At 43.7% G+C, this 14,240-nt stretch carries 14 protein-coding genes; 6 read left to right on the forward strand and 8 right to left on the reverse strand.

What is annotated here, in order from left to right; translation table 11 throughout:
• Positions 1 to 45: 45 nt before the first annotated feature.
• The gene (locus F0361_RS01865; RefSeq protein ID WP_154917002.1) at positions 46 to 1,806 is read right to left on the reverse strand and encodes a PQQ-dependent sugar dehydrogenase; all 1,761 of its coding nucleotides are present in this window, start codon (positions 1,804 to 1,806) and stop codon (positions 46 to 48) included.
• A 238-nt stretch (positions 1,807 to 2,044) separates the two neighbouring features.
• Between F0361_RS01865 and F0361_RS01870 the strand changes: the two genes are divergently transcribed.
• The 5 genes from F0361_RS01870 (at position 2,045) to F0361_RS01890 (ending at position 5,841) form a co-directional block, all read left to right on the forward strand.
• Entirely contained in the window at positions 2,045 to 3,556 is a 1,512-nt protein-coding gene (locus F0361_RS01870) for a helicase HerA-like domain-containing protein (RefSeq protein ID WP_154917003.1), read from the forward strand.
• A gap of 100 nt (positions 3,557 to 3,656) precedes the next feature.
• On the forward strand, positions 3,657 to 4,211 hold the full coding sequence (locus F0361_RS01875; protein WP_154917004.1) for a hypothetical protein: 555 nt from the start codon (positions 3,657 to 3,659) through the stop codon (positions 4,209 to 4,211).
• Positions 4,212 to 4,259: 48 nt separating this feature from the next.
• Entirely contained in the window at positions 4,260 to 5,099 is an 840-nt protein-coding gene (locus F0361_RS01880; RefSeq protein ID WP_154917005.1) for an alpha/beta fold hydrolase, read from the forward strand.
• A 61-nt stretch (positions 5,100 to 5,160) separates the two neighbouring features.
• Complete coding sequence (locus F0361_RS01885; protein ID WP_154917006.1) at positions 5,161 to 5,412, forward strand: DUF7218 family protein; 252 nt, start codon at positions 5,161 to 5,163, stop codon at positions 5,410 to 5,412.
• A 3-nt stretch (positions 5,413 to 5,415) separates the two neighbouring features.
• The gene (locus F0361_RS01890) at positions 5,416 to 5,841 is read left to right on the forward strand and encodes a VOC family protein (RefSeq protein WP_138257374.1); all 426 of its coding nucleotides are present in this window, start codon (positions 5,416 to 5,418) and stop codon (positions 5,839 to 5,841) included.
• 1 nt (position 5,842) lies between these two features.
• On the opposite strand, the gene F0361_RS01895 is transcribed toward F0361_RS01890, so the two are convergent.
• The 4 genes from F0361_RS01895 to F0361_RS01910 all read right to left on the reverse strand — a co-directional run bounded on the left by F0361_RS01895 (position 5,843) and on the right by F0361_RS01910 (position 10,400).
• Positions 5,843 to 6,814, reverse strand: coding sequence for an aldo/keto reductase (locus F0361_RS01895; protein WP_154917007.1), 972 nt, complete (start codon positions 6,812 to 6,814; stop codon positions 5,843 to 5,845).
• Between the two features lie 12 nt (positions 6,815 to 6,826).
• A complete protein-coding gene (locus F0361_RS01900; RefSeq protein ID WP_246160790.1) occupies positions 6,827 to 7,885 on the reverse strand; it encodes a glycoside hydrolase family 43 protein in 1,059 nt (352 codons plus the stop codon).
• A gap of 171 nt (positions 7,886 to 8,056) precedes the next feature.
• Positions 8,057 to 8,677 carry a DUF2306 domain-containing protein gene (locus F0361_RS01905; protein ID WP_154917008.1) on the reverse strand — a complete coding sequence of 207 codons (621 nt, stop codon included), beginning with the start codon at positions 8,675 to 8,677 and terminating at the stop codon, positions 8,057 to 8,059.
• Positions 8,670 to 10,400, reverse strand: a complete 1,731-nt coding sequence (locus F0361_RS01910; RefSeq protein WP_154917009.1) for an alpha/beta hydrolase-fold protein — start codon at positions 10,398 to 10,400, stop codon at positions 8,670 to 8,672. The genes F0361_RS01905 and F0361_RS01910 overlap by 8 nt, the downstream gene beginning before the upstream one ends.
• A 473-nt stretch (positions 10,401 to 10,873) precedes the next feature.
• On the opposite strand from F0361_RS01910, the gene F0361_RS18645 reads away from it, so the two are divergent.
• Positions 10,874 to 11,011 carry a hypothetical protein gene (locus tag F0361_RS18645; RefSeq protein WP_161598191.1) on the forward strand — a complete coding sequence of 46 codons (138 nt, stop codon included), beginning with the start codon at positions 10,874 to 10,876 and terminating at the stop codon, positions 11,009 to 11,011.
• A gap of 82 nt (positions 11,012 to 11,093) precedes the next feature.
• Here the strand turns inward: F0361_RS18645 and F0361_RS01915 are convergent, their stop codons facing one another.
• The 3 genes from F0361_RS01915 to F0361_RS01925 form a co-directional block, all read right to left on the reverse strand.
• Complete coding sequence (locus F0361_RS01915; RefSeq protein WP_154917010.1) at positions 11,094 to 11,978, reverse strand: bifunctional 5,10-methylenetetrahydrofolate dehydrogenase/5,10-methenyltetrahydrofolate cyclohydrolase; 885 nt, start codon at positions 11,976 to 11,978, stop codon at positions 11,094 to 11,096.
• 124 nt (positions 11,979 to 12,102) lie between these two features.
• Positions 12,103 to 13,434: a signal recognition particle protein gene (gene ffh, locus F0361_RS01920; RefSeq protein WP_154917011.1), complete on the reverse strand. Its 1,332-nt coding sequence runs from the start codon at positions 13,432 to 13,434 to the stop codon at positions 12,103 to 12,105.
• Between the two features lie 286 nt (positions 13,435 to 13,720).
• Positions 13,721 to 14,197 (reverse strand): hypothetical protein, encoded by a 477-nt coding sequence (locus F0361_RS01925; protein ID WP_246160791.1) that lies wholly within the window; start codon positions 14,195 to 14,197, stop codon positions 13,721 to 13,723.
• Positions 14,198 to 14,240: the final 43 nt, after the last annotated feature.

Here is a 14,240-nt window from a genome sequence, read left to right on the forward strand (position 1 = left end):
AGATAGGAAAAGACTTGGGCATAGTTTTCCCCTAGAGAAGCAATTTTAGGTCGAAGGGGCATCTTTGGCGATACAATTTACTACCTTATAAACCTTGCCGTCATATTTGGTAAAAAGATAGAGTTCGCCCGTACTGTCCATACCCCATCTAAGATCTACACGGGCACCACCCAACAAGGCATCAAAGGTGGTGGTCTCCCCGTTAAATAGGAATTCCATTTTTTGGATGATTGCCTGATGGCCGTTGGTGACATTATCTACATCTGCAATAAAAAGGGTACCCCTTGGAATATCGCCAAAAAGGTATTTGCCCTGGAGCTTTTCCAACGTACCGTGATAAACAAAGCCTCCTGAAACCGCATTGCCCTCATCGTGGTCATATTGTATGATGGGATAGTCATAGCCCTCGTCATCTTTGGGCAGCGGATATACGACCTCCGTATTGGCACTGGAATCAAATAAAAAGGTACCTTCCCTGTTAGGCCAACCATAATGACGTCCTTTTTCCACAAGGTTCACTTCTTCTATACTATGCCTGCCTATATTGGAAACATACATGCGACGCGGATCCTTGACATCCCACGAAATCCGATGGGGGTTTCTGAAACCATAGGCCCATATTTCCGGAATACCTTCCCCATTCCCAACAAACGGATTATCCGAAGGAATTCCGTATTGACCATTATCACTGTTACTTCCCAAAGGGTCAATTCGGATTACCGATCCCCATATCTGATCCTTTTGGCCTACTAATTGAGGTTGATCGGCATAAATAGCACCACCATCACCAACACCGAGGTATAGGTGTCCATAATCTGCATCCTCCTTTTTTGCCATGGGATTGAAGGAAACCTCTTGAAATCCGTGCGCGCTACCTATCATATCAACCCTTAACAGTTCCCTTTTTGTTCCCTTGAATTTTGAGGATAAGGGGTCTTCTGCCTTCCATTCGGTAAGTACCCATTGTAATGCAACCTTTAGGCTATCAGGCAGTGGGAAATCTGCCTTTCGCGTATGGGCCGGCTCGGTATGGGTTGTAAACAGCAGTCCGCTTTCATCAAAATTGGGGTGAAAATCAAAACTGCCAAGACCCGTACCAAAACCGGGAACACTGATGAAATTTGGCAGTTCCCCGGCCATATCCAGATAGCTGCTGACCGTAGATTCCTTGGCCTCGAATAATGTACCGTTCAAATCGGCAATAAACTGTCGTTCCCCTTCAGGTGTGGGCAAGGCAAAAAATTTATTGATACGGGCCTTAGGATGATGATCTGCACTGGCGGGTACTTGAAGCACCTCTTCCAAAACCAGCAAGAGATTGGACTGGGTTATTTTTTCAGGAATGGGATCCGTAATGGCACCGGACCTTTTTCTTTTACTCTTTTTTTCCGCCTCGGAATACTTATGTACAAAACCTAATAGGGCTTCAAAATCATCCTGGGAAAAATGCTCAAAACCCGGCATATACGTACTATAGGTTTCATAGAGTCGTACACCCCTTACGTCACCGGCCTCTATTTTATGTTTGGGATTTTTTATAAAATCGATAAGCCAGGCCTTATCTACCTCTCCGGTTACACCGGCCAAACTTGGTCCTATGTTATTTGCATTAAAATCATGACAACTGGCACAATGTGTATTGAACAATTGCATGCCTTCCTGTACGGATAGTTCATCCTGACGGTAGGTGTTCCCTTGGTCTCCTGTATTGGCAATATCCTTTTCACCATTGCTTTTACACGAAAAAAAGACGAAACTAAGGCCCAAAAGCATTAAAACATGGCCTTTTGGTATAAAAAATGACATTATCCCTATTTAAATGATGTATCGGTAATCCGTGGAAAATCCCCCTTGACCCTCCCTAGAATAGTACTATTAAACAAATCCTGTGGTAAGGAAAGCCACACTTCCCAAGCCCTAAGATACACATTGCGTCCCAAAAACAAGGGACAGAAATGGAGACCGTGGCACCTTTTTGCCTCAAGGCATACATTCCCTTTTTCTTTTGCTCAAAAATCCGCTATTTTTAGCAAAAATTTTGAGTATGGCGTCCAAAGAGGAATTTTTTGAACATATTGAAAACGGATATGCTACCAAAGGCGACTATATAACGATGGGTGCCGCAATGTTGAACAGGGAAGCAATGACCAATGCTTTGGTAAAGGTTCCCTTGAAAACCTTGAACCGACACGGTCTAATCGCGGGGGCTACGGGAACCGGCAAGACCAAAACCTTACAGGTATTGGCCGAGAATTTATCGGACAAGGGTATTCCTGTTCTCCTGATGGACTTGAAGGGCGATTTGAGCGGATTGGCCCAACCAAGTCCCGGTCATCCAAAAATTGACGAGCGCCATGCCAAAATTGGAATTCCGTTCGAATCCAAAAAATTTCCCGTGGAGATTCTATCCCTTTCAGAACAGGACGGGGTAAAGCTAAGGGCCACGGTTTCGGAATTTGGACCGATACTGCTTTCAAGAATTCTGGATCTTTCCGAAACCCAGGAAGGGATTGTTGCGGTAATCTTTAAGTACTGTGACGACAATAAATTACCGCTATTAGATCTCAAGGACTTTAAAAAAGTATTGCAATATGCAACTGGAGAAGGCAAAAAAGAATTTACGGAGGAATATGGGCGAATTTCAACCAGCTCCACTGGAACGATCCTAAGAAAAATAATCGAGTTGGAACAACAGGGAGCCGACCTGTTTTTTGGTGAAAAATCCTTTGAAGTCAATGACCTTACCAGAATCGATGAAAATGGACGGGGATATATCAATATAATTCGGCTCACAGATATTCAGGACAGGCCCAAACTATTTTCCACCTTTATGCTGAGTTTATTGGCGGAGATATATGATACCTTCCCAGAACTAGGCGATAGCGAAAAACCAGAACTGATTTTGTTCATAGACGAGGCACACCTTATTTTCAACGAAGCCTCCAAGGCCCTTTTGGATCAGATAGAAAGTATCGTAAAACTGATACGCTCCAAGGGAATAGGGCTGTATTTTGTGACCCAAAACCCAACGGACGTACCCAACGAAGTGTTGGCACAATTGGGTTTAAAGGTACAACATGCCCTACGGGCCTTCACAGCCAGGGACCGAAAAGCCATTAAACTTACGGCCGAAAACTATCCTATTTCGGATTATTACGACACCAAGGAAGTGCTGACATCCTTGGGCATTGGGGAAGCCTTGATTTCGGCATTGGACGAAAAAGGAAGGCCCACACCCTTGGCGGCCACCTTGCTGAGGGCACCCATGAGCCGGATGGATATCTTATCGGAATCTGAACTAAAGGAGCTCATCGACAATTCCAAATTGGTAAAAAAATATAGCGAAGTAATCGATCGCGAGAGTGCCTACGAAATATTAAACGAGAAAATTGAAAAGGCGGAGGAACTTGCCCAAAAGGAAAAAGAAAAAGCCCAGACCCCACGAGGAAGTACCCCTACCAGAAGAAGTACCAGACAGAACCCGGTAATCAAGGTACTCACCAGTGCAACATTTATAAGGGGAGTCTTGGGTGTATTAAAAAAAGTCATGCGCTAATTATATGAAAGGACCATGACACTAACCTGGGAAACCCAAAATAATGAGCCTAATAATGAGCAACGTTGAAGTATGACCTATAAACTGTATCTACAAATACATGAAATCAATCAAAACCATCCTGATCCTTTTTTCTATAATCATCATCGCGCAGTGCACTAAAGAAGATGACAAAACATTTAAGATTTCTACAGATGCCGTGGGCAAATTGGATAAAACAAGCTTGGCCAGGGATCTAGATCTTATTTACGAAAACGACTCCGTGGTTAGGGATACCATACAGTCCAACTTTGGTAACGGCTCCAGTAAAATTAAAATTTATGAAAAAGGAGGTGCCTTACTGCTTACGCTTACACCCAATACGGATAGTATTCCTACGATCCAAAATGTTTTGATCAACGATAAACGGTTCAAGACCGATAAAGGTATCAGCATTGAAAGCACCTTTAAGGATATTCAGGAGAAATATGAAATAAAAAAGATAATTACTTCCATCAACAATGTGATCATCCTGCTTAAGGATAGTGACATCTATTTCACGATCGACAAAGCGCAATTGCCGGAAAACCTTCGCTATCAAGCGAATACGAACATTGAGGCCGTTCAAATTCCCGATGCGGCAAAAATCAAATACCTGATGGTAGGTTGGGATTAGGGATTCTTTTTCCAATTCCAAGAACCCCAAAATTAAAAGTCCCGTTTTATGAATGCACTGTTTAAAAAACTCCTTCCTAAAATTTACGGTGCTTTCTTAAATATATATGTTTATCTAAGTCCGGTAAAGGCAGCTGAGAAAGCCTTCACCATCTTTACAAAGGTCAGAAAAGGCAGGGTTTCGCCCCATCAGAAAGAATATCTAGACCCCGTAAAACACGAACGAATAGATGTATCCGGCCATTCGATACAGACGTATAATTGGCCCGGCAAAAAGGAAACTGTTCTTTTGATACACGGTTGGGAGAGCAACACATGGAGATGGCACAAATTACTGGAGAAATTGACGAAGGCCGATTATAATGTCATCGCTTTTGATGCCCCCGGACATGGGTATTCATCGGGTGAATATCTATATGTTCCTCTATATGCCGAAGTATTGGAACATATGATACAAACCTATAAACCGGTCCATCTAATTGGGCACTCGGTTGGGGGTATGACCATACTTTTCAACGAATACGAAAATCCCAACGACATAATCGAAAAAATAGTGACCATCGCTTCCCCTTCGGAATTCCATGAAATCATTGGCCATTTCAAGGAACTTTTGGGACTTTCGGATAGAATGCTAAAGGCTCTTGAAGAGTATGTCAAAAATCGGTTCGGATTTACCATACGGGAATTTTCGTCTTCCAAATTCGTATTGACGAACACCAAAAAAGGATTGCTATTTCACGACCGATGGGATAAGATCACCCCGTACCACGCTTCAGAAAAGGTGCACGCCGTTTGGAAAGAAAGTACTTTTATTTCCACCGAAGGTTTGGGCCACTCCATGCACCAAGAGGAGGTCAACAAGAAAATCATTGCTTTTTTACAAGGTTAATTAACCCAATTGCCCAATAGCCTCTTCTACCTCCACTTCTTTGGTTAATTTTAAAATAAAAATGGCTGAAGAAAAGAATACATCAAGGATTAAGAACGAGGAGCAGTACGAGGCGCTGGTAGAAAAAGGGTACAGCAAAGAGAAGGCCGCAAGAATTGCGAACACGCCAGATTCTGGAGAGAAAGGCGGAAAAGCCCCCAAGTATGAAGAAAGGACCAAAAAGGAACTCTATAAAAAAGCCACCGAAATTGGAATTGAAGGACGTTCCAAAATGAACAAAAAAGAGTTAATTTCGGCCTTAAGAAATAACTGAACAATGAACAACGTTTCACCCTTTCACATTGCCATTCCGGTGCATAACCTGGCGGAATGCAGAAAATTCTATGGAGAAGTCTTGAATTGCGAAGAAGGAAGAAGTAGCGACCATTGGGTCGACTTTAACCTCTTTGGGCACCAATTGGTCATCCACTACAAACCTAAATCCGAAATGGAAGCGCTTCACCACAACCCTGTGGACGGTCATGATGTCCCCGTTCCACATTATGGGGTAGTATTGCCCTGGGGCACCTTTGAAAGCTTTTCCGAAGAACTAAAACAGAAAGGCGTAAAGTTTGTCATTGAGCCTTATATTCGGTTCAAAGGGCTGGTTGGTGAACAAGCTACCATGTTCTTTTTGGACCCTGCCGGTAACGCCTTGGAGTTTAAGGCGTTCAAGGACATGGGGCAATTATTCGCCAAATAGTCTATTGTGACCAAGAAGTGGGGACCCTGTCCCAACGGTGTTTTTTAAGTTCCTTGATTAATTCCTTTGGTAGGGATTTACCATCACTGGTGGCCGTATTGGCCAAAACATTGCGCTGTTTTCGCATACCCGGTATGGTGGTGCCCACATGTTTGTTCTCCAAAATAAAACGAAGGGCCATCTCCGCCATGGTCATACCTTGTGGTATAAGGGGCCTTAGGGCATCTGCATGTTCAACGGAAGAATATAGATTTTCCGGGACAAAGTAGGTACCCCGCCAATCTCCCTCCGGGAACGTGGTTTCCTTGGTCAAATTACCCGTCAGCGTCCCTTCGTCAAAAGGAACCCTCGCTATGACCCCAATATCCAGTTTCTCGCAAAGCGGGAAAAGTTTGTCCTCCGGTGCCTGATCAAAAATATTGTAGATAACCTGTACGGCATCCAACAATCCCATTTCGAGTGCCAAAATGCCATTTTCAGGTTCCCAACGGTTCATACTGATTCCCATAGCCGCAACCTTACCGGACTTTTTCAAATCCTCAACAGTCCGCTGCCACTCTTCCCGCTCGCTCCAGGTATCGTCCCACGTGTGAAACTGCATCAAATCTATTTGTTCGAGTCCGAGGTTTTTAAGCGTTTTATGGGTGTATTCCATGATATGGTCCGTAGGATAGGAGTCCTCAAAAGCATATTCCGGTTTGGCGGGCCATCGAAAATTCTTTGGGGGTATCTTACTTGCCGTATAAAGTTTTTTGGTGGGATGCCTTTTTACGAGGTCGCCCAAAAGTTCCTCGCTGTGTCCTTCACCATAACCCCATGCCGTATCAAAAAAATTAACGCCGTTGTCTACGGCCAAATCAAGGGACTTGGCGGATTGTTCATCATCCGAAGCTTTCCAACCTGCCATTCCCCACATACCGTATCCTATTTCACTTACTTGCCAATCCGTCCTTCCAAACCTTCTGTACTCCATTCTTACTATTTTTTATTTACTTCCGATTGTTCTTTTTTCAACGCCTCCAAAGGTAATTTTTACGGGCTTGATGGTTCCATCTTTGTTGAATTCCATATTATCCAAACAGGTCACCCGATGGTCCCTATCCTCATTGGGAATGGGTCTTCGATGGTACACCATAATCCATTCATCCGTTCCGGGCACATTGATTACTGAATGATGGCCGGCTCCCGTAGCAACAGATTCATCGGATTCTAATACCGTCCCGATTCGTTTATAGGGTCCTGTAGCCTTATCTGCCATCGCATACACCACGCGATAACTACCATCCGTCCAGTTACCTTCAGACCACATAAAATAGTAGATGTCCCTACGTAAAAACATAAAAGGACCTTCCACATAACCTTCCGGCGTAATCTCCTTAAAGATACTACCATCTTCCCAAGGCACAAAACCTGTAAAATCATCATTTAATCTACCAAGGTTGCAATGGCTCCAACCTCCATAGAAAAAATAATGGGTCCCGTCCACATCCTTAAAAACGAATTGGTCGATTGGTTGGGCATCGTTATAAAAATCGGATATCAACGGTTCCCCTAAATAATCTTCGAAGGGACCTCCTGGCGTATCGGCCACAGCTACGCCGATGCCACCATAATGGTTGATATCATTATTGGGGTCATAAGATGACCTGCCAGGTCTTTGTATATCATTGGCACCAAAGAACAGGTAATATTTTTTGTCCTTTTCAATAATGGAAGGGGCCCATAGGGCCTGCCGCAACCATTTAATCTTTGTAGTATCCAATATATTTTCATGCTTTTTCCATTCGATAAGATCTTGGGAGGAAAAGGCATCAAAATGCAATTGTTTGTCATAATCGTCCGAAAAAGTAGGATAGATCCAATATTCATCCCCAAAAACCGCACCTTCTGGGTCGGCGTACCATCCCTCAAAAATGGGGTTGCCGGACATTTGACCTGATTTTTCGTTTTGACCGTTGACCAAGGTTCCCCCTAACAATAAGAGAACTGAAAAAAACCGAGGGAACAATTTACAGATCATCATCAGGAATTTTATTTTGGCCATAGCTTCATACTTTTAAAATTGGGTCAATAGCTTGATTCTTAAACATTTCCTTTGGTAGCGATATTTAACGTACCATAACAAATCCCTCGATGAGGGTTTCATTTAGATTTTGCGGTAAGATATTCAATTACCAATCAAGCCCGGAACTCCGTTCATAAAATTCAAGAATTTTTAGCCTATTGAAAGCCCTTTGCGACGCACCCAGTAATAGGCAAAAACAAGGTTAGGCACCCATGCCAACCATGCCACAATGCGATAAGCGGGCTCAAATGAACCAATAAGCATTGTTAATAAAGGAAGCCAAATGCGCAGCGTGACCGCACCAAAACAAGCAGCATAACTATAAATCATAAAGACCTTGTGCTTTTCAAAATCCCGTTCCCTAGCCGCCCTATAAGCCGTAATGGTAAAATACAACCAAAAAACGGCAAGCAGAAAGAAGCCTGTCATTGCTATAGGGCCGCCAGTTGCATAAAAGGCAATAAAACCACCACAAATTCCACTTATAAGTACGGATACGACATATATCTTTCCAATAAGCCTATGCCTGGCAAGGTTGGCATTCCTGAAGCGTTTGCTAAACTGTACCCAACCTACCATGAGGGCCACTCCTCCAAAAAGGATATGACCGAAGAATCCAATATTCCAAATTACATTGGCCAGCAATTCCTGACTTTTGGAAAGCAACAATCCTATTTCCTCTTGGGCAAATACATACATTAATGGATATAGCCCCACACCTATGGCCAAAAACCCAAATACGAACCATGCTACCTTATTCGTCTTATTCATAGCGCCAACTTGTCAAATCGGCTCCTTTGGGAGCACTTTCCGCAATTCGTTTCATGATCTTTGGCACGTACATGGAGTTGTATCGCAACCTACTGATGGCATTGGGTAGCTCTGGATCTCCGTTCCAGCAATGCTCGGCCCGGTCCCCGTACAATACTTCCCCTTCATAATAGGGATCCGTGGTGCTCTCCAGAAAATCCTCCATCAAATACACGGCATTGTTTAGGTAATAATTGTCCATATCCCCACAATAAATGTGAATTTTCCCTTTGAGGTTCTCCCCCAATTTGTCCCAGTCGCGCTCCATAATATATCGAAGATCGTAATTTTCCTTCCAATATTCGGCTACCTCGTGGTCAATCTCCCCCGTCATTTTATCCCAAATTCTAACTGGATAGCCGTCATCGCCTTGGGGAGAGTAAGTGGCTTCCCAAATATCCCATTGTTGCCCAGATCTGGACTTATCACCCAACACCAATTCCAGATGGTTTCCCTGCCTTAACGTGGATTGGATATTCCCCAAATAATCCCGATGGGAAGGTACTTCCAACTTTTTATGGGCAGCGTCATAGTAATAGGCGTTCTCATCCTCATAGATATTGGTAAGGCAATACGCCCGAAAATCGATGGGATCCGGGCAAGCCGCAAAACATCCATTGTATTCCTCCGGATATTTCACCTGAACGGCCAAGGCCTCCCATCCACCCGTGGAACCTCCATACAAAAAGCGGGACCATCCCTTGCCCATACCCCTGAACTCCTTTTCTATGTAGGGTATCAGTTCATAGGTAATGGCATCGCCATAGGGTCCCTGACTGGCCGAATTTACGGCGTAGGAATCATCATAATAAGGTGTTGGATGCTGAATTTCGATAATCAAAAACCTAGGGAAATCGGGCTCGTTCCATCTCTTATAAAAGTCGTACGCCTCCTGCTGCTGGATGATGTTGTAACCCTTCATATCGAACCTAGCGGAATAATCGGGTTCGAGATTCGGGTCTGGGGGCGTGGTCCTAAATCCGCCAAAATCCGAAGGAAAATGTCCGTGAAAGACCATAAGGGGATACTTTGCTTCGGGATGTTCGTCAAAACCCTTCGGTAACAAAACATGGGCCCCTAGATAGATATCCCTACCATAGAATTCCGATAGTTTTTCGGACTTCATCTTAATGTGCTTTATCCATTCCGTATCCTCAGGTTCTTCAATCGGTGGTATTACCTGATCCATCTCCACGCTCACATTTGCGATACCATTGCTGCCCACCCGAATCTTAAAGGGCTTACTATACAAATTACCGGGAGAAATGTTCCATTGCTGCCCTTCGCCATTGTCCATGGGCAATTTTACGGTATGGCCGGTAGCTAGGTTAAACGTTTCATAAACATGTAGCAAGGCCTGCACATTGTATTCGCCTGGCGGAATATCCGCCATGCTTGGATACGGATATCCAAAAACAGTTTCGTCAAAGGTAATGGGCTTACCGGGATCCATGCTATCCACGTTCATCCCAAAGATCAATTGCGTGTTAAGGCCATCGTTGATTTGAAAACGGGGTTCCTTACTGTCATCGGAAGAAAACATCAGCAAAAGCCTACCATCCTTTGCTTCTGGGCTGGCGGCTTCGGAAAAACGTAGGTTGACGCTATAGGTAGTTTCCTTGACTTTTTGGCAAGAACCCAATAGTAAAAGGGCAATACAGGCGAGACAAAAACTTCTAATCATTTTAGGTCGGTTTTTGATAAAAAGGTACTTTATTTCCACAAGATTGCAAAAGCCTGCATTGTTTTTGTGAACCACTACAAAAATGATGTCAAAAAAGCTGTTTCGTAGTATATACGAACATACCATTTAAAGAAACCGTTCGTTTTATACTAGCATAGGATTTTAGCAATGGAATCCTATTATAAAGCACACCCAAATCCTGAACGTTATGAAACCCTCATCGAGGGATTTATTAAGATAAGTTAACCCGGAATATGCATTAGGAGAGCGTCGTGAAGGTAAAAAGCGCAATAAAATAAAGTGGTTTGGAAATTTTGGCATAGCACCGCTATGGTGAAATTGAAAATACAGCCTAGCGTTTTATTTTGAAGCGATTTTTTGCTGTAACAGCTTTTTTAAAACATAATCCGGGGTTAAATATCCCTATAAAAGTAAATGTTTAAAAAACAAGCTGTTAACCTAAATTTAGACGAATGAAAAAACTAGCTGCCATTGTTATTATTTTTTTGGGAATCCTTACCGTTAGTAGTTGCGAATATGACGACAGCAACGACTTGGATATCTTAAGACCGAATGACACCACACAAACTGGGCAGGTCAATAGCGTTTAGCGTTTAGCGTTTAGCGAAGGTTTACAAAACGAAAAACCCCACAATTTTAATTGTAGGGTTCTTGTATTTAAAGTGGTTTTTTCTATTCCCTGCTCCTATGCCTTTCTCGAGCCAATAGGGTGTTTTTAAGCAACATGGCAATAGTCATGGGGCCAACACCTCCCGGAACGGGGGTTATGAACGAGGCCTTTTTGCTCACATTTTCAAAGTCTACGTCACCGGTAATGTAATAGCCCTTTTCCTTGGTATCGTCCGGAACCCTGGTGATTCCCACATCGATGACCACCGCATCGTCCTTGACCATCTCTGCCTTTAGGAAATTTGGCACACCAAGGGCCGAAATGACAATGTCTGCCTGGGAAATTATCTGGGTAATATTTTTTGTGTGGCTATGGGTCAAGGTTACGGTGGAGTTTCCCGGCCACCCTTTTCGCCCCATTAAAATGCTCATGGGCCTTCCTACGATGTGGCTTCGGCCTATTACGACCGTATGCTTGCCTTTTGTATCTACCTGATAGCGTTCCAACAGTTCCAAAATCCCGAATGGGGTTGCCGGAATGAACGTACTCATATCCAAGGCCATTTTACCAAAGTTCATGGGGTGGAAACCATCCACATCCTTATCTGGATGCACGGCCATAATGACCTTTTGTGTGTCGATTTGTTCCGGCAAAGGTAACTGGACAATGAATCCGTCTATATCTTTATCCTCGTTCAGTTCATGGATCTTCTTCAATAATTCCTGTTCAGATGTGGTGCTGGGCATTCGTACCATGGTAGATTCAAACCCTACACGTTCGCAAGCCCTTACCTTGCTACCAACATACGTTAGGCTGGCACCATCACTCCCCACAATGACCGCGGCCAAGTGCGGGACCTTTTCCCCCCTTTCACGCATCTTTGCCACCTCAGCGGCTATTTCATCCTTTATTTGATTTGAAATTTTTTTACCGTCAAGAATTTCCATGTAGTACGTATTCAATAGGCAATTTAAGTAGGCAGTACATTACACTACAAATTTACCCGGGTTCTTCGTTTTAAAATGCGTCGGTTTTCAGCCAATGCGCTGTTTTTTTACTGGTTATCCGATGTTAACGTCCAAGACCGCTCATCATCTGCATCATCTTTTTACCGCCACCCCCTTGCATCATCTTCATCATCTTGCTCATTTGGTCAAATTGTTTCAGCAATTGGTTAACCTCTTGTACCTCCCTGCCGCTACCCTTGGCGATTCTTTTCTTCCTGCTGGCATTTAACTTAGAAGGATTAGACCGCTCGTCCGGGGTCATGGAGTAAATGATGGCTTCGATATGTTTGAAGGCGTCATCGTCAATATCCAAACCTTTAAGAGCCTTACCTGCCCCGGGAATCATCCCCATAAGGTCCTTCATGTTCCCCATTTTTTTGATTTGCTGGATCTGGCCTAGGAAATCGTCAAACCCGAATTTATTCTTGGCAATTTTTTTCTGTATCTTCCTGGCCTCCTCCTCATCAAACTGCTCCTGGGCCCTTTCCACCAAGGAAACCACATCGCCCATTCCCAAAATACGATCGGCCATACGGGAAGGATAGAAAATGTCTATAGCCTCCATTTTTTCACCTGTACCGATAAACTTGATGGGCTTGTTTACGACCGATTTTATGGAAATGGCAGCACCGCCACGGGTATCACCGTCCAACTTGGTAAGGATAACACCGTCAAAATTCAATACATCGTTAAAGGCCTTGGCCGTGTTGACGGCATCCTGTCCGGTCATGGAATCCACTACGAACAAGGTTTCTTGCGGATTGATGGCCTTATGGATATCCGATATCTCGTTCATCATCTTCTCGTCCACCGCCAAACGACCGGCGGTATCTATGATGACCACATTATGACTTTCCGCCTTTGCCTTGGCAATACCGGCCTTGGCAATCGCCACGGGGTCGTTATTGTCCCTATCCGAATACACAGGCACACCGATCTGTTCCCCAACTACGTGCAATTGGTCAATGGCCGCGGGTCTATACACGTCACATGCCACCAACAAAGGGTTTTTGGATTTTTTCTTCTTTAGAAAATTCGCCAATTTCCCTGAAAAGGTCGTCTTACCGGAACCTTGTAAACCGGACATTAATATAACCGATGGGTTACCGGATAGGTTGATTCCCTCTGAATCGCCGCCCATTAATGCCGTAAGCTCGTCCTTTACGATCTTCACCATCAACTGCCCTGGCTGCAACGAAGACAAAACGTTTTGGCCCAGCGCCTTTTCCTTCACCCGATTGGTAAATTCCTTCGCGATCTTAAAATTGACATCCGCATCCAAAAGGGCCCTACGTACCTCCTTGGTCGTCTCCGCAACGTTGATTTCCGTTATTTGCCCATGTCCTTTAAGAACATGCAGGGCTTTATCCAACTTTTCGCTTAAATTATCAAACATCCTTTTCCGTTTTAAGGGGAATGCAAATTTAAGAATATCATTGCTAAACGGGCATAAACGCTACCAAAATCTGTAAACAAAAAGAGCATCCGGTTTGGGATGCTCTTAACGCTGGGATGTGGGGCAAAAAAGGTATTACATTTTCAATAGTAACATAGCGGGAAGCATATCAACTTGAGTTAAGTTCCCATTTAATCGTTTTCCCAGAAAACCTCCATCAACACCACCAACGAGGCCCAACTCTTTACTGCTGGTGGTGTATTTCTGGATGTTTTATTTTTATGGACTATATTTTTTCAAAAACCAAGCGGTCGATACTTCCGTCACCACTTTCGTCCTTCAGTTCGATTCTCGTACTGGAAAAGGAAACGATGTCCCAATCTTCTGAAATCTCCGCGAAATTGGCCGGTGAGGCAAAAAATATGTTAAAATCTACATCGTCATCAGAACTACTGTCGTCGTCACTGCTACTGGAATCCGAAGTAATGGACCATGCCCCGGAAACGGAGGTTTCACCGTTATCGGCAATTAAACGACCGTCCGACTCAAAGACAAATGTATGATCCGAAAAATAATTAGTCTCATCGACCCCTTCCTCTTCGTAAAGTGTTACTCGCCAAGTACCTGAAGTTACAGTAGACTTAACCTGCTCCACGTTTACCATACCATTTACACCGTCTGAATCATCCGAAGATTCACAGGATAGGAAAAGGAAGCCCGTAACGGCCATCAAAAGCAAGCTTATTTTTTTTAGTTTGTTCATTTTTACAATTGATTATTGATTAAAAAGGCCTACGAAGCGCAAG

The organism is Maribacter flavus, from assembly GCF_008386635.1.
Taxonomy (GTDB): domain Bacteria; phylum Bacteroidota; class Bacteroidia; order Flavobacteriales; family Flavobacteriaceae; genus Maribacter; species Maribacter flavus.

Coding starts and splice junctions, on each gene's coding strand:
- F0361_RS18645 (WP_161598191.1), top strand. CDS start 10,874: ATGAAAAAACTAGCTGCCATTGTTATTATTTTTTTGGGAATCCTTACC.
- F0361_RS01900 (WP_246160790.1), bottom strand. CDS start 7,885: ATGGCCAAAATAAAATTCCTGATGATGATCTGTAAATTGTTCCCTCGG.
- F0361_RS01865 (WP_154917002.1), bottom strand. CDS start 1,806: ATGTCATTTTTTATACCAAAAGGCCATGTTTTAATGCTTTTGGGCCTT.
- F0361_RS01910 (WP_154917009.1), bottom strand. CDS start 10,400: ATGATTAGAAGTTTTTGTCTCGCCTGTATTGCCCTTTTACTATTGGGT.
- F0361_RS01875 (WP_154917004.1), top strand. CDS start 3,657: ATGAAATCAATCAAAACCATCCTGATCCTTTTTTCTATAATCATCATC.
- F0361_RS01895 (WP_154917007.1), bottom strand. CDS start 6,814: ATGGAGTACAGAAGGTTTGGAAGGACGGATTGGCAAGTAAGTGAAATA.
- F0361_RS01915 (WP_154917010.1), bottom strand. CDS start 11,978: ATGGAAATTCTTGACGGTAAAAAAATTTCAAATCAAATAAAGGATGAA.
- F0361_RS01880 (WP_154917005.1), top strand. CDS start 4,260: ATGAATGCACTGTTTAAAAAACTCCTTCCTAAAATTTACGGTGCTTTC.
- F0361_RS01870 (WP_154917003.1), top strand. CDS start 2,045: ATGGCGTCCAAAGAGGAATTTTTTGAACATATTGAAAACGGATATGCT.
- F0361_RS01890 (WP_138257374.1), top strand. CDS start 5,416: ATGAACAACGTTTCACCCTTTCACATTGCCATTCCGGTGCATAACCTG.
- ffh (WP_154917011.1), bottom strand. CDS start 13,434: ATGTTTGATAATTTAAGCGAAAAGTTGGATAAAGCCCTGCATGTTCTT.
- F0361_RS01925 (WP_246160791.1), bottom strand. CDS start 14,197: ATGAACAAACTAAAAAAAATAAGCTTGCTTTTGATGGCCGTTACGGGC.
- F0361_RS01885 (WP_154917006.1), top strand. CDS start 5,161: ATGGCTGAAGAAAAGAATACATCAAGGATTAAGAACGAGGAGCAGTAC.
- F0361_RS01905 (WP_154917008.1), bottom strand. CDS start 8,677: ATGAATAAGACGAATAAGGTAGCATGGTTCGTATTTGGGTTTTTGGCC.